Raw genomic sequence first — 18661 nt, 5'->3', positions numbered from 1 at the left:
GATGATTCCGGGTAAAAGTAGCGTCAACGCCGAAGGCCAACTTGAATCAGAGCATAACTCAGTGGCGTCCAGTCGGCGTTCGCGGCGGTTGGAGAGTGAGGCGGGCAGACGTTCGATCTGGAAGTCTACCTTGTATGTGTGGCCTCTGGTGGTTTTCGCTTCATGGGCCACCGCGCTCGTTCTGGATAGCGGCAACGGCCAGTTGTCGATTGTTGGTTGGATCCTAAGCGTCTCGAATCTCTTGCTGTGCGCCGTTTTCATTGCCAGTCTTGAAAAGCTTCAAATTTGGCCTCTACTGCTGACTGGAGGTTTGTGTGTGCTGGTATGCGCAGGGCTCCTGGTGCTTTCCGTTCGAGTTAGATTGGCTCTGCCGGCCGAAGTCGGCATACCACTTATCACCTTTTTGGCTCGAGTCTCTGTGATTGTGGTGTCCGTTAGGGTCTTTCAGATTCTTCGTCGGCGCGCAATGTCGAGCAACGAGCGTCGTTCCGTGAGTTGGGCGGCTGCCGGAGTGGCGGCTACTATCATTGTCGGGATGCTCGTTCCCAGTCTCGGCGTTTCGGGTTCGTCCAGCGTCGTTAAAGTTGAAGTCTTTCTGGTCTCGGTAGATTGTGAGGGGGTTCGCACTCCGGGAGATAACGTGCCCGTTACCGTGACGGTTGATAAACATCACCCAATGGTGTATTTAGTTGAAGACGGGCGCGTTGCTTACGACCTGCCGCGATATTTTGCCAGTTACACGTTGCACTTGCCATCTTCGTCGGGTGTCGGATTCGACCGCGTGGAAACTTGGAAACCGAAGCCCTTACCTATGTTTGTTGACCTGATTCGTGTCGCGGCCTCGTTCGGGCTCAGTACGAGGAGTGACTACATCGAAGGTGGTTGGGAGTATCGCGAGTGTTGGTGATTTGCGGGCCGGGAATTAGTGTAAGATTGCCTTTAGGCGGTCCTGTGAGTAGTCGGTCCGTTGCCGGCTCCAACTCGATGAACTCTGCGTCCGTTTCTTCTCGGTGTTTTTCGGTGAAGCGGGTGTTTCAGTCCAGAATCATTTTTGTTTTTCGACGGGCGTCGCCGATCACCGCTGTTTTATCACTTGTGTAAACGTTATGGGGTTTCCCAGTCTCCCCGAGTTGGCGTGCTGCGGCCGGCTCACTCGAACCCACACGTGCCCTCCTAGGTCAGGGAGTGGCCGGACTGTGTCTGGGGCGGTCGGGGCGAGCGCCAACTGTTCGAGCTGGAGCACCTCGTCGTGGCGGATCTCGGCCAGGTGGCCATCCTGTAGTCGTCGGCAGGGCGCCGTGCCTTGTCCCTCCCGACCTCCAGCCCTGATCGATATATTGATTCAAGCGACAAACGTATCGCCAGCCCGCGCTACCTCACCCAGATGAATGAGTCCCCACCCTCCACCAAGGCGATGCCCCAGCCCCACACACCCGACGAGGCTGATGCCAGCCCCCTCGTCTCGAGCGTGGGCATCATCTTCGAGAGGACTCTCATGGCTCGGCTGCTCTACAGGTTGGGTGTGCTCAGCGCCCGGCACCGTCTCGTGGTCCTCCTGGTGTGGACCGTCGCCCTCCTCGGTCTCGGCGGCATCGCCGCGACCAGCGCTCAGCTGTCCGAAGAAGAGGGGCTTCCGGAGACCGAGTCGGGTCTGGCGCTCGACATCGTCGAAGCACAGTTCGGCGTCCCGGCCGCCGACTCCCTCTCCGAGCTCCAGCTGGTGCTGGTCGCGGACGACATCACGTCGGACCCCGCAGCATCCGTCGTGCGAGGCCTGGTGGCTGACGCTCAGGCGCTCCCCAGCGTGACATCGGTCGCGGACCCGCTGGCTCCAGAGACACCGTTCGTCTCCGAAGACCTGACGACGGCCGTCGTGCAGATCAGCTTCACAGACCTGTCCGACGACCTAGACGCTGCAGCAGCAGCCCAGCACGCGACGGAGGACCTCGCAGCGTCCGCCCGTGCCTCCGGGCTGACCGCCGAGGTCGGCGGTTCCCTCTCGGTCGAACCGGTCGAGCTCATCGGCCCGACCGAGGCCGTCGGTGCGACCGTCGCGTTCCTCGTCCTGCTCGTCACCTACGGCTCGCTCGCTGCCGCGGGCGCGAATATGATCGTCGCGCTCCTCGGCGTCATCGTCGGGACCGTGGGCATCTTCGCATTCTCGGCGCTCGTCCCGGTCGGCTCCGTCACCCCGATCCTGGCGATCATGCTGGGCCTGGCCGTCGGCATCGACTACGGTCTGTTCATCCTGGCGAGGTTCCGGTCAGAGCTCCGCGACGGGCGCGACGTCGAGGATGCGGTGGGTCGGGCGACCGGCACCGCCGGGACGTCGGTGGTGTTCGCCGGCGCGACCGTGATGATCGCCCTCGCCGGCCTGACCGTCGTCGGCATCCCGACCATCACCGAGATGGGGCTCGCCGCAGCCTCCGCCGTCCTGGTCGCTGTCCTCATGGCACTGACGCTCCTGCCCGGCCTGATGTCCTGGATGGGCCGCCGCGCCCTGCCACGCGCAGAGCGCGCACACGGTCGCCCGGACGTGCCGGCGGCTCCGACGCGGACGAGCTTCCTCGAGCGCTGGGGTCGCCGCGTCGTCAGCCGCCCGCTGACGGCACTCGTCCCGGCCACCGCGATCCTGCTCCTCCTGGCCGTCCCGGTGCTCTCGCTCCAGACCGCCCTCACCACCCCCGGCGGTCCCGACCCCGACTCGACGGAGCGCGCCGCCTACGAGATGGTCGCCGACGCGTTCGGGGCCGGAGCCCAGAGCCCGCTCGTCGTCCTCGTCGAACCCGACGGCGCTGACCTGCAGTCCGCGCTCCCCAGTGTCGAGTCAGCCCTCGCTGCGCTCGACGGTGTCTCGGCGGTCGCCCCGGCGCAGACCTCCCCGGACGGCACCACCGCCATCGTCACGGTGGTGCCCACCACCGGCGCGATCGACCCCGCCACCGATGATCTCGTCGAGGCGATCCGCGGCACCTCCGTCGACGGTGTCCAGATGCTCGTCACTGGGACGACCGCCTTCGCCCTCGATATCGCCGCGCTGCTCACCTCCGCGTTGATGACGTACCTCCTCGTGGTCGTCGGGCTGTCGCTGGTGCTGCTCGTGCTGCTGTTCAGGTCGCTCCTCGTGCCACTGGTCGCGACCGTCGGGTTCCTGCTGTCGCTCGGCGCCGGTCTCGGGGTCATGGTCGCGGTGTTCCAGTGGGGGTGGCTGGACGCACTCATCCAGGCGCCGCAGGGAGACCCGGTGCCGTCCCTGCTGCCGATCCTCGTGGTCGGGATCCTCTTCGGGCTCGCGATGGACTACCAGGTGTTCCTCGTCTCCCGCATGCACGAAGCCCACCGGGCAGGCATGGCACCGTCCGACGCCATCGTCGAGGGCTTCCGGCGCAGCGCCACCGTGGTCGCGGCTGCGGCGTCGATCATGGCCGCGGTCTTCGGCGGCTTCGCCCTCGGCCTCGACCCGCTCGTCGGGTCCATCGCCTTGGCGCTCTCGGTCGGGGTGCTCGCCGACGCCTTCGTCGTGCGGATGGTCGTGGTCCCGGCCCTCCTCGCCCTGCTCGGTGAGAAGGCCTGGTGGATCCCGCGCTGGCTCGGCCGCATCCTGCCCGACCTCGACCCGGAAGGCCACGCGCTCGACGACAGCCCCACCAGCGTCGAGACGCAGCAGCGGGAGCTGGCAGGTCAGAGCCTGTGACGGCAGGGGCACGGCCCTCCGGTCGGCGCGTCGCCCGGCGGTCGTCACCGGACGCGCCGCCGAGATGGGACCCTAGGGCCGTGCCCACCCCCGAGACGCAGTCAGCAGCCCGGCTGCAGATCCGGTCGACCCGGCTGTGGGAGGGCCTGCTCGACGTTGTGAGTGTCATCGCCGTGGTCTCCGCCGTCGGCCAGACGGAACCAGTCCCACCCGCAGGGCTCGCCCTGCTCGCCGTCGCAGCACTCAGCCTCGTCGCACGACGCCGCGCACCGCGCCCGGCGTGGATGGTCTCCGCCGTCGCGGCCACCGCTGCCGGCTTCGCCTGGCCCGGCTCCATGTGGCTCACGCTCGCCTTCTGGGTCATCACCCAGGTGTGCCTGTTCAGCGTGGCGCTCCGGGACGACCGGCAGGTCGCGGCGTGGGCCGCGGGGACGCTCGCCGTCGCACTGGTCGCGCAGAGCACCATCGCCCAGTCGAACTCCGTGGTCGACCTGCTGAGCTTCGCGCTGATCACGTGGACCGCCGCGGTGCTCGGCGCCGGGCTCGCGGTCCGCGCCCAGCGCGAGCACATCGCCGCCCTCGAGGCCAAGAACCGTGCGGAGGCCGCCGACCGGGAGCGGGAGGTCGGGCAGCGCCTCACCCAGGAGCGCCTGCGGATCGCACAAGACCTGCACGACGCCGTCGCCCACACCGTGGCGGTCATCGCGCTGCACGCCGGCGCCGCGGAGCAGAACCTGCGGACGTCCCCGGACGACTCGGCCGCGTCGCTCGGTGCGATCCGTTCGGCCGCCCGGACCGTCGTGGGGGAGATGCAGCAGATCGTGCAGCTGCTCCGCGACGAGGGCGAGCCTCGTGAGGCGCGGGGCCGCACCGTGCCGGGCCTGGCGGCGGTGCCGGACCTCCTCCGGTCGGTGCGTGCCTCCGGTGTCCAGGTCTCCTACACCGAACGGGTCGGGACCGGAGAGCACGACGGCGCAGCGCAGCACAACAGCAGTGTGGAGCTGCCGCAGGTCGTCGACGTGACGGTGTTCCGGGTCCTGCAAGAAGGCCTCACCAACGCGGTGCGGTACGGAGACGGTCGCGTCGAGGCCAGCGTCGTCCGGGACGACCAGTCGGTGACGGTGCGCGTCGTCAACCAGCACGGGTCGTCGCCGGACGAGCCTGGGCGTGCGGGCTTCGGTCTGGTGGGGATGCACGAGCGGGTGTCAGCAGCGGGTGGTCACCTGTCGGTGGGGGACACCGAGCAGGGTTTCGAGGTCGTCGCAGACCTCCCGATCGAGAGTGCGAGGCCGTCAGCATGAGTGTGACGACTCCCGGTGCGAGCGCCGGGCAGGTGACCACCGTGGTGGTGGTCGACGACCAGGCCATGATCCGGGCCGGTGTCCGGGGGATCCTCCAGGGCGCCCCGGACCTCAGCGTGGTCGGCGAGGCCGCGGACGGGGACACCGGTGTGCGCATGTGCGCCAGCCTGCGGCCCGACGTGGTCCTCATGGACCTGCGGATGCCTGTCCTGGACGGCATCGAGGCGATCCGACGGCTGAGGAGCATGCCCGACCTCGAGTCGCTGCGGATCCTGGTGCTCACGACCTTCGACGACGACCCCGACGTCCTGGCGGCGCTCCAAGCGGGTGCTGACGGGTTCCTCAGCAAGGTCGCCGAACCGGCCGAGCTCGTCGACGCGGTCCGGGGTGTCGCAGCCGGCGACGTGATGCTGTCGCAGACGGCGACCCGCGCCGTCGTCCAGCACGTCGCACGGGCACCGCGACCCGCCGAGCCGGACCCTGTGCTCGCGCAGCAGGTCGCGAGCCTCACCCCGCGTGAGCGGACCATCGTGAAGCAGGCCGCGCAGGGCCTCGACAACCTCCAGATCTCCCGTCAGCTCCACATCTCCCCGCACACCGTGAAGACGCACCTCGGCCACGCCATGGCCAAGCTCGACGTGCGAGACCGGACGCAGATGGTCGTCGTCGCGTTCCGCGCCGGCCTCGTCTAGCGGCGGTGGAGCCGTGACTACTGCCTATGGCCAGCCTTAACGGCTGGCTGGGGGCCTCAGCCCGTCGAGCATCACCTGCAGGAGCAGGGGGAAGTCGTCGGGCGTGCCGAGTCGTACTGCGTGCTCGATGCCGCAGACGAGGTGTGCCAGGTGGTCGACCGTGAGGTCGGGGCGGACGATGCCGGCGGCGCGGGCGGACTCGAGGACGGAGGTGAAGGACTCGAAGATCTCGCGCTTGGCGGTCCGGACGGACTCGGCCTCGTCGTCGGGGGAGAGGAGCACGGCCTGAAGACCGCCGTCCTCGAGCTGGAGCGTGAGCGCGGAGCGCAGGTAGAGCGCCAGCCCGTCGCCCGGGTCAGGGTCTGCTGCAGCGCGCCGAGACGTGGCGAGCATGGTGTCGAGGGTGTCGGCGGAGAGGGCCTCGACGAGCGCGTGGACCGTCGGGAAGTGGCGGTACACCGTCCCGACGCCGACACCGGCCTCGCGGGCGACGTCGTTGAGCCGCAGGGTCGCCCGGTCGAGCGTCCGGGCGGCGTCGAGGATGCGCGCCCTGCTGCGGGCTGCGTCGGAGCGGAGGGCTGACATGACCCCAGCCTACGGCAAGTGGATGACCTATCCGTCTGTGCTAGCGTTTAGGCGGATAGTCTATCCACTTGAGAGACGAGGACAGCATGCCCTGGGACCCCGCACGACTGCCAGACCAGACCGGACGCACCGTCGTCGTCACCGGAGCGACCGCCGGGATCGGCTACTTCGCCGCGGAACAGCTCGCCGCCGCCGGAGCGGACGTCGTCCTCGCCTCCCGCTCGCAGGACAAGCTCCGACAGGCCGCCGACGCCATCAACAGCACAGTCCCGCACGCGTCGGTGCGATCCGTCGTGCTCGAGCTCGGTTCGCTGGCATCGGTCGACGCCGCGGCCGAGGAGCTCGCGTCGCTGCCCCGCCTGGACGCCGTCCTGCTCAACGGGGGAGTCATGAGCATGGACCGCCGCGCCGTGACCGAGGACGGCCTCCCGCTCATCCTCGGGACCCACGTCGCCGCCAACGCGAGGCTCGTCGCCCGGCTGCTCCCGGCGCTCGTCGCCTCCGCCGACGCGCACGGCAGCCTGAGCCGGGTGGTCCACACCTCGACAGGTTTTGTCCAGCAGCTGCGAGTGGGCGTCGACGACCTGCGGCGGGTCCCCAGACTCGGCATCACGGCGTACACGAAGGCCAAGACCGCGACCGAGGTCTTCGCCTTCGAGCTGGACCGCAGACTCCGCGCGCACGGGCTGCCCGTCGCGTCCGTCGTGACGCGACCCGGGGTGGGTGTCGACGCGAAGACGCCTGAGCGCCCCGGGATCCGCGACGCCACGACGCCCTACCAGCGCAACCCGTACACCCCGTGGGCGCAGGGCAAGGACACCGCCGCGTGGTCTGCCGTCAGGGCGGTCACCGACCCGGACGTGCGCGGTGGGGAGTACTTCTCACCCAGCGGGTCGCTGCGTGGTGCCCCGGTCTCCGTCCCGCCACCCGCCAGGACTGCCGCTCCGGACGGCGGCGCAGCAGAGCGACTGTGGCGTGAGGTCGAAGAGCTCGCCGGCCTGCCGATCACTGTCGGCCCAGCCTGACGAGCCTTCGGGCAACGGATGACCAGCTACAGCGTCCTGCGGCGTCGCACGCAGCCCACGACGCTCAGTCCTCGGCGAGCCGCTGGAACATGCGGTGGTCCTGCCACTCGCCCGCGATCTTGAGGTAGCGGGGCGCCATCCCGAACTCCTCGAAACCGTTGCGGGCGAGAACACCCTGCGACGCCGTGTTGGCCAGGAGCGTCGCGGCCTCGACCCGGTGGAGCCCCAGGGTCGTGAAGGCGTGCTCGACGGCGGCGGCCACGGCCTGCGTCGCCAGACCTCGACCAGTGCGGTCCTCCGCGAGCCAGTAGCCCATGCTGCAGGACTGGAACGGGCCCTGGACGATCCCGCTCAGCGTGACCCGACCCGCGACGCTCCCGTCGTCGTCGAGGATCACGAACGGTGCCGCGGCGCCTTGCTCGTGCCGTCCCAGAGCAGCCTCGATATCGGCGAGCTGCCCGGCAGCGGTGACGTAGTCCTCGCTCCGCACGGGTTCCCACGGAGCGAGGAAGGCACGGTGGGTCTGGAGCAGCTGGGAGAGGGCGTCGGCGTCGGTGCGCGAGACGAGACGGATGCGATTCACGCGTCGGAGCATGCCAGACCTGCGCGCGATGGAGAACTTGAGGCCGCGGTCGCTGACAGCCTGGAGCATCAGGGCGCAGACACCGTCGCGAGGAGACAGGCGCGTGACGAGGGTCAGTGCGTCGGCTTCGTCCAGACGAGCGAGTACCGCCACAGGGCGAGTCGCTGCCAGCGCGCTCCCGGGAGCACCCGGGCTGCGCTGCGCCGGACGTCTGCATAGGTGTGAGGCGGCGGCGCGGTCGGAGCGGAGTGCTCCCAGTGGCCGTGGCGGCGGGCGAGGCGTCGGTGCTGGAGGAGTCCGACGACCTCGTACACGTAGTCGAGCGGGCGTGAGTTCTGCGCCAGACCCACGACGGCGACGACGCCACCGGGGGTTGTGAGGTCGACGAGACGCTGGAGCGCCTCGTCGAGGCCGGGGAGGTGGTGGAGCGTCGCGATGGACGCGACCACGTCGAAGGAGCCCGTCGGGAGGGGGACCGTCATGGCGTCCCCCTGGACCCAGGTGACGTCCGGGTCACGGCGTCGTGCTGACTCGAGCGCTGTGGCGTCGAGATCGAGGCCGGTCACGTGCGGCACCCTCTCGCGGAGCTCCGACGCGAGGAGCCCGTCACCGGCGCCGACGTCGAGGGCGGTCTGCGCTCCCGCCGGGACGACGTCGAGGATCCGACGGTGGTAGTGGATGTTGTGGTTCCACCGGACCGGTCGTTCCTCGCTCATCGGTCCAGGGTGTCCGGTCGAGGGAGCGGACCGCAATCTGGGAGCATGCACCGATGACCTCTTCTCCGGTTCGCTCCCGCATCGCCGCCGGTCGACGGCACTCGCTCGGGGTCGGCGCGGACGGGTCGGTCGTGACCGCCGGGCGTCCCGGTGCGGAGGAGCTGCGCACGACCGGCTGGAGCGACGTCGTCGCGGTCGCCGCAGGGAACGTGCAGGCCGCACCCAACACCGGTCGGTCCCACTCGGTCGGTCTCCGGCGCGACGGGACTGTCGTGGCGACCGGGTGGGACAAGGACGGGCAGTGCGACGTCCACGAGTGGCGCGACATCGTCGCCATCGCTGCCGGCTGGCGACGCACGCTGGCCGTCGTCGCCGACGGGACAGCCCGCGCTGCCGGTCGACGTGCCGAAGGGGCCTGCGACCTCGACGGGTGGACCGACCTCGTCGCCGTGGCTGCAGGAGACTGGCACTCGGTCGGTCTCCGGCGCGACGGGACCGTCGTGGCGACCGGGAACAACCGCAGGGGACAGCTCGACGTCGAAGGCTGGCGGGGCATCGCTGCGGTCACTGCGGGGTACCTCCACACCGCCGCCCTCACGCAGGACGGCCGGGTCGTCGTGACCGGTGATCGTTCCGCTGGCATCGAGGACGCCACTGCCTGGCGTGACGTCCTCGCCGTGGCGTCAGGGAGCCACCACGTCGTCGCGGTCCTCGGCGGGGGACGGGTGCTGGCGGCAGGGGACAACAGTCGCGGTCAGTGCGACGTCGAGCAGTGGCGGGACGTGGTGGAGGTCGCCGCGGGGTCGACCCACACGCTCGGGCTGCGTGCTGACGGGACCGTCCTCGCGACAGGGAACGACGACGACGGGCAGTGCCGTGTGAATGCCTGGAAGACGACGGGCGACTGGTGAGGTCAGCCTGCCGTGCTCGCGCGGCTGAAGATCCGCTGCACCAGCCGGGTGACCGGCCCGGTCCGCACCTCGGTCGGCCAGGTCGGCGCCGGTGCGCCAGGGGTGGCTGCGGCGGCGAGCACCTCCGCACGGACCTGGTCGACGTCGACGTCGAGTGCCTGCAGGAGTCGTGACGCGCGGGCGGTGGGTTCCAGGGCTGCGAGCCAGAGGACCGTGCTGGTCAGCTTGCTCTCCTTGGGAAGGGAGCCGTTCTTGCGGAGCTGGCCCCACCCGGCTGATGCGGTGTTCAGCGCTGACTGCAGCTCTGGCGTGTGTCGGTTACGAGGGGTCCGGATCGGGCGTGGCGCCTCGGCCACCTGCGCTGCGACCGTCGAGAGGCCGAGGCTCCCGATGAGAGGCGCGTCGTCAGCCGAGCGCTCTACGGCGTCGTGGACTGCGGCGTAGGTCAACGAGGGGGTGACGGCGGTGACCGCGTCAGCGAGAAGACCTCCTGTCGCGAGCAGGCCGAGCAGGACGTGCTCGGAGCCGTAGACGTGCGCTCCGAGCGCCGTGGCCTCGTGCTGCATGGCAGTCATGACATCGGTGAAAGTGTCGTCATAGATCAGCATCGTCGTCCCATCGTCGAGAGCCGCGGGTGCGGCCGTGCTTCTTGTGGACTGTCTGGCGGGTCACTTCCAAGCAGGCGGCGATGTCGGCCCACGACATCCCTGCGGCGCGGGCTCGCGCTACGTGCAGATCTTCGAGGCGCGACGCCAGCCGTCGGAGGGCCACGACCGTCCGGAGGCCTTCGGTGGGTTCGACCGAGGTGGCTTCGGTCTCCATCGCTGAGAAGTTCATGCTGTCAGCCTAGGCTGACACCTGATGGGCGTCAACCTAGGCTGACAACCTGGTTCTTCCTGAGCGTCAGCTTCAGTCAGACGACTGGTCACCGAGCGCAGCGAGCAGGACGCGCGTCAGCGGTTCGTGCCGCGCTGCCATGTCGTCGTCGAGCGCGTCGAGGAGATGCAGCACCGCCATGCGGAAGAACAGGGCCCGCAAGAGCAGCTGAGACCACTGAGGCACGTCGTGGCCGAGCTCGAAGACGCGGTCGGCGGGCCAGCCGTGCCAGCAGACGGCGTCGACGGCCGCGATGGCGTCACCGAGTCCGACGGGTCGCCAGTACGGGGCCCAGTCGATGATGGCGGGCGGCCTCGCTGGTGAGAACAGGACGTTCCCGAGGAGGTCGCCGTGGATGAGCTGCGCTGGTCCCAGGACCGGGCGGAACTCCCGCGCGAGTCGAGAGAGAATCGGCCCGCCAGGGTGGGCCACCTCTTCCCACGCCATACGGTCAGCAATGCTCCAGGGACTGTCGGACTCGTCCAGGAACGCTGGACGGGGCAGCCCGGCGACTGCTGCGTGGAAGGCCCGCCCTGCCGCGATGACATCGACGACCCGGTCCTCTGCTGCCGCACCAGGCAGCCAGGTCCAGGCTTCCCAGCCGTCGTGCACCCACCCGCCGGTCGCGGACGCGACGGGCCGCGCTGTGCAGAACGAGCTGGTGTGCTCGATCCTGCTCAGCACGTGTGACTTCCAGCGAGCCTCGTCGAGAGCGTCGTGGGCTCGCAGGACGACGTCGCCGGCACGCCAGGTGAGACCTCGACCGCCGTCGAGCCGCGTCACCGGCGTCCCGGCTACCCCGAAGGCGGCGAGCGTCGCGGGGGTCGGCGAGGGCGCGATGGTCATGTCGCCACGGTACGGCGCTCGCCTGCGCATCGCGGGCTGCGGGCACGGGGCACGTATCGGTCGGCTCAGGTGCGCAGCTCGAAAGCCGTCTGAGTGCCCATACGGACGAATCCCAGTCGCTCTCCGACCCGGGTCGACGCCGCGTTGGTGTCGCGCGATCGCCACTGTGCCACGGTGTGCTCACGAAGTGCGTGCTCGACTGCCCCTGAGGCAGCTGCGCGCCCCAGGCCTCGACCTCGGTGCTCCGCGCCGACAGCGACACCGCAGTGTGCGACGCTTCGTGGCCAGCTCTCGTACCCTGCCGCGGCGACCGGGACGCCTTCGTCCTCCGCCACGAACCAGGTGCTCATCTCCGACAGACCGCTCTCGTCGCGGTCTTCAGGTTCACAGTGAGCGATCGCCCATTCTACGGCACCTCGGTCTGCCCGGCGCACCACGTGCACTGCGGGCGCCGGAGTGAACGTCGACTCGTCGGCGTACCCGAGGAGTGCCTGCCCGATGAGCAGTGGTCGCAGGTCGACCAGTGCTGACTCGGCAGCACGAGCATCGACAAGCTCGTGTCGTGGCAGCCCGTGCAGGCAACCGATCGCTTCAGCGGGTCCCGCGACGAGCACGGAGCCACCGATGTCGACGATGACGGCGGCCGTGAAGCGCGGCCATTCCACGAACGACACCTCGGACGCGCTCAACGCACCGTCCTGTGCGCGCATCCGCTCTTCCCAGAGGCGCTCGACGACGTGAAGCGTGGCGGGACGCAAGGACGACGACATGCTGCACCCTACATTCCGGTTGCTCCGCGGACGGCCGGTGGCGGCGCGCCCCAGGAACGATCAACGGGACGTCTCCTCGGGACGCTTCACTGGACATGAAAGTCTTGCGGGTAATCGCAGAACGGCGCGCCACAGTGACGACAACCGTCGAAGTCGTCCCGTCGACCTGAGCGGCTGACCTGGATATCGGGCACCCCGCCACTTCGACCACGTCGCTCAGCCGACGTGCTGTACTGGCCAGATGGGCGAGCTGGAGATTTCTCGGCGAGATCAGGCGCACGGTGCCATGTCTGAGGTGCTGTTCTCCGTCGAGCGGGACGGACTTCAGGTCCCCGCCTTCGCGTGGTTGCCGACCGGGCGACGGCACGCGTCGGTCGTCCTGATCGGCCACGGCGGCAGCGGGCACAAAGCCATCGACCGGCATCATCGACTCGCCCTCCGGTTGGTCGTCGGTTCAGGCGTGGCCTGCCTGGCGATCGACGGTCCCTACCACGGAGACCGCGCCGTCCCAGGCGACGGTCCGCTCGACTACCAACAACGGGTCGTCGCAGAAGGACCCGCCGCGGTGCACGATCGAATGTCCCAGGACTGGCTGACCGTGCTCGCTGCAGCGTCGGAAGAATGGTCGCTCGACGGGGACGCTGTCGGCTACCTCGGGTTGTCGATGGGGTCGCGCTACGGGCTCGGGGTCTGCGCGGCGTTGGGCGCCCGGCTGCAGGCCGCGGTGATCGGCACGTTCGGCCTGGCAGCGGACGATCCCATGATGGTGGCGATGGCCGCCGACGACCTCTTGCGGACTTCGGCGGCCGAGATCACCGCGCCTGTCTTGCACCACGTCCAGTGGGACGACGAGGTCTTTCCTCGCGGCGGACAGCTCCAGCTGTTCGATCTGTTCGCGTCACCGGAGAAGATCATGCGGGCCAGACCAGGAGCCCATGGAGAAACCCGCACCGATGACGAGGCCGCGTGGTGCGAGCATCTGTCATCGCGCCTGGCCGAGAAGGTCTGACACCGAGACCGAAACTCCTGTCGATGCCCGCGCTTCCACACCCGCGTGCGCTTCGCCGAGCACCGTGTATCCGCCCTAAGCAGTCCGCGCCGCCGTAATCCCACCGTCCACCGCGATCTCCGCTCCGTGGATGTACCCAGCCCGGTCGGAGAGCAGCCACGCCACAGCATCAGCAACCTCCTCAGGCGTCCCAGGTCGCCCAGCCGGCGTCGGAGCGGTCATCGCAGCGATGACGTCCCCATCAGTCGCGTTGATCGGCGTCCGGGTCGCACCGGGGGAGACCGTGTTGACGCGCACCCCGCGGGGCCCGAACTCTGCGGCCCAGCTGCGGGCGAGCTGGATCTCGGCGGCCTTGGACGCTGAGTACAGCCCGACGATGGGGTGCCCGATGTGGGCCATCCACGACCCGATGACGACGATGGCCCCGTGGCCGCGCTCGGCCATCGCCGGGGCGAGTGCGGCGGTGAGGACGTGGGGTGCGCGGACGTTCACCGCGAGGGTGGCCTCGAGGTCGGCGTCGGTGAGGGAGACGGTGTCGACGGATGGGCACAGTGCGGCGTTGTGCACGATCGCGTCGAGCCGCCCGCCAGCCACCTCAGTCACTGCGGCGGCGAGCTCACGCAGGACGTCGGGCGCGGCAGCCAGGTCGGAGGGGACGAAGACGGCGTGCGGGACGTCGACGCCGTCACCCGCCGCGGCGAGGTCGTCGATCTCCGCGACGACGGCGTCCCCGCGGGACCTGTCGCGACCGGTGACGATCACGCGCCACCCCTGGGCGGCGAGGGTGCGGGCGGTCGCGGCGCCGATGCCGCTGGTGGAGCCGGTGACGAGGACGGTGCGCGTGTGCTCGGTGGTAGTCATGTGTCTCAGTGGACCCGGTGTCGCACCACACGCACCAGGGTGCGTGCAGCCTGGTCACGACATGACCAGGTCCACGTCGCCCTGCGCTCCTACGCTAGGTGAGTGCCTGCTGACCGTGCCGCCCTCGGGGCCTTCCTGCGCTCTCGCCGTGACCGCCTCACGCCGTCGCAGGCAGGCATCACGGCGTTCCCAGGCCCGCGGCGCGTGCCGGGCCTCCGCAAGGAGGAGCTCGCGGTACTCGCCGGGCTGAGCCCGGACCACTACAGCCGTCTGGAGCAGGGCCGCCAGCAGAACGTCACCGACGAGGTCGTGCGGGCTCTCTCGCACGCGCTGCAGCTGGACGACGTCGAGCGTGCGCACCTCCGTGACCTCGCCGCCCCGATGTCGCGTCGACGATGGGCCGGGCCAGAAGCCCCGCAGCGCCCCGACCCGGGGATGCTCCGCCTGATGTCGACGCTCGACCACGTCCCGGCGCTGCTCCTGGGGCGCCGCTCAGAGGTACTCGCGAGCAACACGTTGCTCAGCAGCGTGCTCGGCACCGCGATGGAGCCGGGGACGTCGTTCGTGCGGTGGCTGTTCCTGGACCCGGACGCGCGGACGAGGATCGTCAACTGGGCCGACTTCGCCGCCCCTGCCGTGGGTTCGCTGCGCTACGAGGTCGGACGGCACCCCGACGACCGCCAGCTCGCCGACCTGGTGGAGGAGCTGCGCTCGGGCGACCCGGACGTGGCGCGGTGGTGGGACGACCAGCGCGTGACCTTCCGCACCTCGGTGACCAAGCACGTCGCCCACCCCACCGCCGGGCCGCTCGTCTTCGGCATCGAGTCGGTCGTCGGACCGCACGACCCGGAGCAGCGCCTGGTCGTCTACACCGTCGAACCCGACTCGCCCACGGCACGGGTCCTGCCGGTTCTGGCCAGCTGGACTGCGGACGCGCAGGTGCGCAGCGGGGCCGACGGGCGGAGCTGACCGAGGCTCACCTCGACGTCGGACCCCTCTCGCCCAGCGCCGTCGCGAGGTACGGCGCCGTCCGGCTGCCCGCCTCGGCGGCGACATCAACCGGCGTCCCCGATGCCACGACCCGTCCACCCGCGTCCCCGCCCGACGGTCCGAGGTCCACGACCCAGTCCGCCGACGCCACCACGTCCATGTCGTGCTCGACGATGACGACGCTGTCCCCGGAGTCGACCAGCGACTCGAGCTGCCCCAGCAGCAGCCGCACGTCCGCCGGGTGCAGCCCCGTGGTCGGCTCGTCGAGCAGGTACAGCGTGTGCCCACGACGCACCCGCTGCAGTTCGGTGGCGAGCTTGATGCGCTGTGCCTCCCCACCTGACAGCTCGGTCGCCGGCTGCCCGAGACGCAGGTAACCGAGACCCACGTCGAGCAGCGTCCGCAGGCTGCGCGCCGCAGCGGGGATCCCGCTCAGCGCCTCGGCAGCGTCCTCGACAGTCAGCGCGAGGACGTCCGCGATGCTGCGCCCGTCGTACGTCACCTCGAGCGTCTCGTCGTTGTACCGCGCACCGTGGCACTCGGGGCACTTGCCATAGCTCCCGGGGAGGAACAGCAGCTCGACGGACACGAAGCCTTCGCCCAGGCACGTCTCGCAGCGGCCACCGGCCACGTTGAACGAGAACCGGCCGGCGGTGTACCCGCGCTCGCGGGCGAGGTCGGTCGCCGCGAAGGCCGAGCGCACCGCGTCGAACAGGCCGGTGTACGTCGCAAGGTTGGACCGGGGCGTGCGGCCGATCGGCTTCTGGTCGACCTGCACCAGACGGTCGACGTGCTCCAGCCCCTGGGCGTCGCGGACGGTAAGCACGTCGGCACGCGCGTCCGGGAGCACCGCCTCGGACAGGCCGGCCTCCTCCGACTCCTCGGCCGTCCCTTCGGCACCGTCGACGTCCTCGTCTACCGCCACCGACCCGCCTGGCAGCCCGTCCCCGTTGAGGTGGTCACGCACGACATCGCGCAGTACCCGGCTCACGAGCGTCGACTTCCCCGACCCCGACACCCCGGTCACCGCGACCAGCATCCCGAGCGGGACGCTCGCGTCGAGCCCGTCGAGGTTGTGCACCGTCACGCCCTCGACCGTCAACCAGCCCTTCGGCTCACGGACCGGGCGCTCCACCGCGCCATCACCCTGCTCAGGGAACAGGAACGGCCGCGTCACCGACTGCTCGACATCGGCCAGCCCAGCCACAGCGCCGCTGTACAGCACCTCGCCACCGCCGGTCCCCGCCGCAGGACCGACGTCGACCACCCAGTCGGCCTTCCGGACCAGGTCCATGTTGTGCTCGACGATGAACACCGAGTTCCCGGACTCCTTGAGCTGCTCGAGCACCTCCATCAGCGGCTCCGCGTCCGCGGGGTGCAGCCCAGCAGACGGCTCGTCGAGGACGTACACGACCCCGAACAGCCCTGACCGCAGCTGCGTCGCGAGCCTCAGCCGTTGCATCTCGCCGGGGGAGAGCGTCGTCGTCACGCGTCCCAGCCCGAGGTACCCGAGACCGAGGTCGGTGAGGACACCGATGCGCGCCAGCAGGTCGGTGGTGATCGCGACGGCGACGTCCGTGTGCTCACCGGACCGGTTCGTCGGCAGTGCCGGCGCGGCGTCCGTCAGCTGCGTCGTCGGCCGGATGACCTCCGCGAGCTCGGTGAGCGGCAGCGCGTTCATCTCGGCGATGGTCCGCCCCGCGAAGGTCACCGCCAGCGCCTCCTGTCGCAGCCCCGTCCCGCCGCACACCGGGCACGGCCCGGACCTGACGAACTGCAGCACCTTAGCGCGCATCGTCTGGCTGGAGGAGTCCGCGAGGATGTGGAGGACGTACTTCTGCGCGCTCCAGAACCGCCCGTTGTACGGCTTGGCCACGCGGTCGCGCTGCGGGGTGATCTGTACGACGGGCTGCTCGTCGGTGAACAGCAACCAGTCGCGGTCCTCCCGGGGCAGGTCGCGCCACGGTCGGTCGACGTCGTACCCGAGCGCGATGACGATGTCGCGCAGGTTCTTGCCCTGCCACGCTCCCGGCCACGCGGTGATGGCGCCGTCGCGGATGCTCAGCGACGGGTCGGCGACCAGCGTGTCCTCAGTGACGGTCCGTGCCACACCGACGCCGTGGCACTCGGGGCAGGCGCCGGCGACGGTGTTGGGGGAGAAGGCGTCCGAGTCGAGGCGCGTCGCGTAGCCCTCGGGGAAGGTGCCCGCGCGGGAGAACAGCATCCGCAGCGAGTTCGACAGGGTGGTCACCGTCCCGACGCTCGAGCGTGAGCTCGGCGCACCGCGTCGCTGCTGCAGCGCGACCGCGGGCGGCAGGCCGGTGATGGACTCGACGTGCGGGTCGTGCCCCTGCTGGATGAGCCGTCGTGCGTACGGCGCGACCGACTCGAGGTACCGGCGCTGTGCCTCCGTGAAGATGGTCCCGAAGGCCAACGACGACTTCCCCGACCCCGACACCCCGGTGAACGCGACGATGGCGTCGCGGGGCACGTCGACGTCCACGTCCCGCAGGTTGTTCTCGTTCGCGCCGCGGACACGGACGAAGGCGTCGGGGGTGGTGGGGGTGTTGTTGAGCATCGTGCGACCCTAGGCCGGGCCTCGGGTGGCTGCGACCTGGGTGCGCGGTTCGGGTCGAAGGTCACTCCGAGCGGACGCAGCGACCACCGCCTGGCACGATGCTCCTATGGCTCGCCTACGCACGACTCTGCCCAAGGACTTCGCCGACCTGCTGCGCTCGTCGTCGCTGGACGAGCTCGTGGCGGTCTTCGACCGCTGCGCGGTCGACGCCACCGGCGGTCACACCAAGAGCACGGCTCTCGGGTTCGTGGACTGCCCCGACGGGCTGGTCCGCTGGCTCGTCGACCAGGGCGCCGACGTCGACGCGGTCGACACCTACGGCGCGACGCCGCTCTGGACCCGGGCAGCGAGGGGCCGGCCCGAGCAGATCCCGCTGCTGCTGAGCCTCGGGGCGGACCGTGACCACACGACCCGGGGCGGGGTGACGCCGCTGCACGCAGCGGCCGAGAACCAGCGCGACGCCACGGTCGAGGCGCTCCTCCGTGCGGGCGCGGACGTCCGCGCGACGACCGACCGCGGCGACACGCCCCTCAAGCGCGGCCTGGTCAGCACGACCAACGCGTCGATCGCCGCGATGGCCGACGTCGCGAGGCTGCTCCTCGAGGCGGGCGCCGAGGTCGACGACTCGATGCGCTCCCTGGTCGAGCGCATCGGCGAACGTTTCGAGTTCCACCGCGCAGGCTTCAACGCCGACTTCCTGCCCGAGACCGATGCCGGCCTGCGGGAGCTGTACCGCCTGTTCGGCGCGGAGCCCGCACCGGAACGCGTCGTGCACGACGGTGTCGCTCCCATCCACGTGCCCGCCGGCACCTGGCAGGCGCAGCACGCGGCGTTCTGGGAGCTGCTCGTCCCCTCCAAGGGCGCGGCGCAGACCGCGCAGGGCGAGGCGATCCGGATCACCGGTCGCGTCCACGACGAGGTGTTCCGCAACGGTGGTGCCAACTGGGACCGCGACTTCCGCCGGATGCTCGACGTCCTGGTCGAGCTCTGCAGCTCGGGCGTCCCGCTCGGCGCAGAGCACCTCGACGAGCTGCGCGCCCTCACGCACCAGTTCGAGCGCGGGAGCGCGCCGGACGAGGTCCTCGACCGGCTCGACGAGCTCGCCGTGGTGTGGGTCGCGCAGAACCCCACGCCGATCCCGTGCCCGGCTGTTCCCTACAGGCGCTGACCGGTCAGCGCCTGGTCTCGACGCCGTTCCCAGCCGCGCCTGGGGCCCTCGCTGCG

The 18661-nt window shown here is 70.1% G+C and carries 18 protein-coding genes; 9 read left to right on the top strand and 9 right to left on the bottom strand.

What is annotated here, in order from left to right:
* Positions 1-148: 148 nt before the first annotated feature.
* The 4 genes from SKED_RS19975 (at position 149) to SKED_RS09685 (ending at position 5687) form a co-directional block, all read left to right on the top strand.
* Complete coding sequence (locus SKED_RS19975) at positions 149-907, top strand: hypothetical protein (RefSeq protein WP_217167858.1); 759 nt, start codon at positions 149-151, stop codon at positions 905-907.
* Between the two features lie 507 nt (positions 908-1414).
* The gene (locus SKED_RS09695) at positions 1415-3694 is read left to right on the top strand and encodes an MMPL family transporter (protein ID WP_245534543.1); all 2280 of its coding nucleotides are present in this window, start codon (positions 1415-1417) and stop codon (positions 3692-3694) included.
* A gap of 80 nt (positions 3695-3774) precedes the next feature.
* Complete coding sequence (locus SKED_RS09690) at positions 3775-4995, top strand: sensor histidine kinase (protein ID WP_012866969.1); 1221 nt, start codon at positions 3775-3777, stop codon at positions 4993-4995.
* Positions 4992-5687 (top strand): response regulator, encoded by a 696-nt coding sequence (locus tag SKED_RS09685; RefSeq protein ID WP_042437937.1) that lies wholly within the window; start codon positions 4992-4994, stop codon positions 5685-5687. The genes SKED_RS09690 and SKED_RS09685 overlap by 4 nt, the downstream gene beginning before the upstream one ends.
* Positions 5688-5723: 36 nt before the next feature.
* On the opposite strand, the gene SKED_RS09680 is transcribed toward SKED_RS09685, so the two are convergent.
* Positions 5724-6272 carry a TetR/AcrR family transcriptional regulator gene (locus tag SKED_RS09680; RefSeq protein ID WP_012866967.1) on the bottom strand — a complete coding sequence of 183 codons (549 nt, stop codon included), beginning with the start codon at positions 6270-6272 and terminating at the stop codon, positions 5724-5726.
* An 86-nt stretch (positions 6273-6358) separates the two neighbouring features.
* On the opposite strand from SKED_RS09680, the gene SKED_RS09675 reads away from it, so the two are divergent.
* Entirely contained in the window at positions 6359-7297 is a 939-nt protein-coding gene (locus SKED_RS09675; RefSeq protein ID WP_012866966.1) for an SDR family NAD(P)-dependent oxidoreductase, read from the top strand.
* A 64-nt stretch (positions 7298-7361) separates the two neighbouring features.
* On the opposite strand, the gene SKED_RS09670 is transcribed toward SKED_RS09675, so the two are convergent.
* Positions 7362-7949 carry a GNAT family N-acetyltransferase gene (locus SKED_RS09670; protein WP_012866965.1) on the bottom strand — a complete coding sequence of 196 codons (588 nt, stop codon included), beginning with the start codon at positions 7947-7949 and terminating at the stop codon, positions 7362-7364.
* A gap of 44 nt (positions 7950-7993) precedes the next feature.
* On the bottom strand, positions 7994-8596 hold the full coding sequence (locus SKED_RS09665; RefSeq protein ID WP_012866964.1) for a class I SAM-dependent methyltransferase: 603 nt from the start codon (positions 8594-8596) through the stop codon (positions 7994-7996).
* A gap of 53 nt (positions 8597-8649) precedes the next feature.
* Between SKED_RS09665 and SKED_RS09660 the strand changes: the two genes are divergently transcribed.
* Positions 8650-9507, top strand: a complete 858-nt coding sequence (locus tag SKED_RS09660; protein WP_012866963.1) for an RCC1 domain-containing protein — start codon at positions 8650-8652, stop codon at positions 9505-9507.
* Positions 9508-9509: 2 nt separating this feature from the next.
* Here the strand turns inward: SKED_RS09660 and SKED_RS09655 are convergent, their stop codons facing one another.
* From SKED_RS09655 to SKED_RS18995, 4 genes are all read right to left on the bottom strand, one after another.
* Positions 9510-10082, bottom strand: coding sequence for a Clp protease N-terminal domain-containing protein (locus tag SKED_RS09655; RefSeq protein ID WP_012866962.1), 573 nt, complete (start codon positions 10080-10082; stop codon positions 9510-9512).
* 19 nt (positions 10083-10101) lie between these two features.
* On the bottom strand, positions 10102-10344 hold the full coding sequence (locus tag SKED_RS19495) for an RNA polymerase subunit sigma-70 (protein WP_081448078.1): 243 nt from the start codon (positions 10342-10344) through the stop codon (positions 10102-10104).
* Between the two features lie 72 nt (positions 10345-10416).
* Positions 10417-11229, bottom strand: coding sequence for a hypothetical protein (locus SKED_RS09650; protein ID WP_012866961.1), 813 nt, complete (start codon positions 11227-11229; stop codon positions 10417-10419).
* A gap of 65 nt (positions 11230-11294) precedes the next feature.
* Positions 11295-11999, bottom strand: a complete 705-nt coding sequence (locus tag SKED_RS18995; protein ID WP_012866960.1) for a GNAT family N-acetyltransferase — start codon at positions 11997-11999, stop codon at positions 11295-11297.
* A gap of 241 nt (positions 12000-12240) precedes the next feature.
* On the opposite strand from SKED_RS18995, the gene SKED_RS09640 reads away from it, so the two are divergent.
* Entirely contained in the window at positions 12241-13008 is a 768-nt protein-coding gene (locus tag SKED_RS09640; RefSeq protein WP_012866959.1) for an alpha/beta hydrolase, read from the top strand.
* Between the two features lie 75 nt (positions 13009-13083).
* Here the strand turns inward: SKED_RS09640 and SKED_RS09635 are convergent, their stop codons facing one another.
* Positions 13084-13869, bottom strand: a complete 786-nt coding sequence (locus SKED_RS09635; protein ID WP_012866958.1) for an SDR family NAD(P)-dependent oxidoreductase — start codon at positions 13867-13869, stop codon at positions 13084-13086.
* A gap of 102 nt (positions 13870-13971) precedes the next feature.
* Between SKED_RS09635 and SKED_RS09630 the strand changes: the two genes are divergently transcribed.
* Positions 13972-14838, top strand: coding sequence for a helix-turn-helix transcriptional regulator (locus tag SKED_RS09630; protein ID WP_012866957.1), 867 nt, complete (start codon positions 13972-13974; stop codon positions 14836-14838).
* 7 nt (positions 14839-14845) lie between these two features.
* On the opposite strand, the gene SKED_RS09625 is transcribed toward SKED_RS09630, so the two are convergent.
* A complete protein-coding gene (locus tag SKED_RS09625; RefSeq protein ID WP_012866956.1) occupies positions 14846-17437 on the bottom strand; it encodes an excinuclease ABC subunit UvrA in 2592 nt (863 codons plus the stop codon).
* Positions 17438-17543: 106 nt separating this feature from the next.
* Here SKED_RS09625 and SKED_RS09620 point away from each other — a divergent pair, with 106 nt between their 5' ends.
* Positions 17544-18605 carry an ankyrin repeat domain-containing protein gene (locus tag SKED_RS09620; RefSeq protein WP_012866955.1) on the top strand — a complete coding sequence of 354 codons (1062 nt, stop codon included), beginning with the start codon at positions 17544-17546 and terminating at the stop codon, positions 18603-18605.
* Positions 18606-18661: the final 56 nt, after the last annotated feature.

The organism is Sanguibacter keddieii DSM 10542, assembly GCF_000024925.1.
GTDB lineage: Bacteria > Actinomycetota > Actinomycetes > Actinomycetales > Cellulomonadaceae > Sanguibacter > Sanguibacter keddieii.
Note: the sequence above shows the minus strand (reverse complement) of the source record. Positions and strands in the feature narration are given on the sequence as shown.

Bases quoted from the DNA above. Each gene is read 5' to 3' on its own strand.
- SKED_RS09660 (WP_012866963.1), top strand. From the start codon at position 8,650: ATGACCTCTTCTCCGGTTCGCTCCCGCATCGCCGCCGGTCGACGGCAC.
- SKED_RS09640 (WP_012866959.1), top strand. From the start codon at position 12,241: ATGGGCGAGCTGGAGATTTCTCGGCGAGATCAGGCGCACGGTGCCATG.
- SKED_RS09620 (WP_012866955.1), top strand. From the start codon at position 17,544: ATGGCTCGCCTACGCACGACTCTGCCCAAGGACTTCGCCGACCTGCTG.
- SKED_RS09655 (WP_012866962.1), bottom strand. From the start codon at position 10,082: ATGACTGCCATGCAGCACGAGGCCACGGCGCTCGGAGCGCACGTCTAC.
- SKED_RS09675 (WP_012866966.1), top strand. From the start codon at position 6,359: ATGCCCTGGGACCCCGCACGACTGCCAGACCAGACCGGACGCACCGTC.
- SKED_RS09670 (WP_012866965.1), bottom strand. From the start codon at position 7,949: ATGCTCCAGGCTGTCAGCGACCGCGGCCTCAAGTTCTCCATCGCGCGC.
- SKED_RS09665 (WP_012866964.1), bottom strand. From the start codon at position 8,596: ATGAGCGAGGAACGACCGGTCCGGTGGAACCACAACATCCACTACCAC.
- SKED_RS09695 (WP_245534543.1), top strand. From the start codon at position 1,415: ATGCCCCAGCCCCACACACCCGACGAGGCTGATGCCAGCCCCCTCGTC.
- SKED_RS09650 (WP_012866961.1), bottom strand. From the start codon at position 11,229: ATGACCATCGCGCCCTCGCCGACCCCCGCGACGCTCGCCGCCTTCGGG.
- SKED_RS09680 (WP_012866967.1), bottom strand. From the start codon at position 6,272: ATGTCAGCCCTCCGCTCCGACGCAGCCCGCAGCAGGGCGCGCATCCTC.
- SKED_RS09625 (WP_012866956.1), bottom strand. From the start codon at position 17,437: ATGCTCAACAACACCCCCACCACCCCCGACGCCTTCGTCCGTGTCCGC.
- SKED_RS18995 (WP_012866960.1), bottom strand. From the start codon at position 11,999: ATGTCGTCGTCCTTGCGTCCCGCCACGCTTCACGTCGTCGAGCGCCTC.
- SKED_RS19495 (WP_081448078.1), bottom strand. From the start codon at position 10,344: ATGAACTTCTCAGCGATGGAGACCGAAGCCACCTCGGTCGAACCCACC.
- SKED_RS09685 (WP_042437937.1), top strand. From the start codon at position 4,992: ATGAGTGTGACGACTCCCGGTGCGAGCGCCGGGCAGGTGACCACCGTG.
- SKED_RS09635 (WP_012866958.1), bottom strand. From the start codon at position 13,869: ATGACTACCACCGAGCACACGCGCACCGTCCTCGTCACCGGCTCCACC.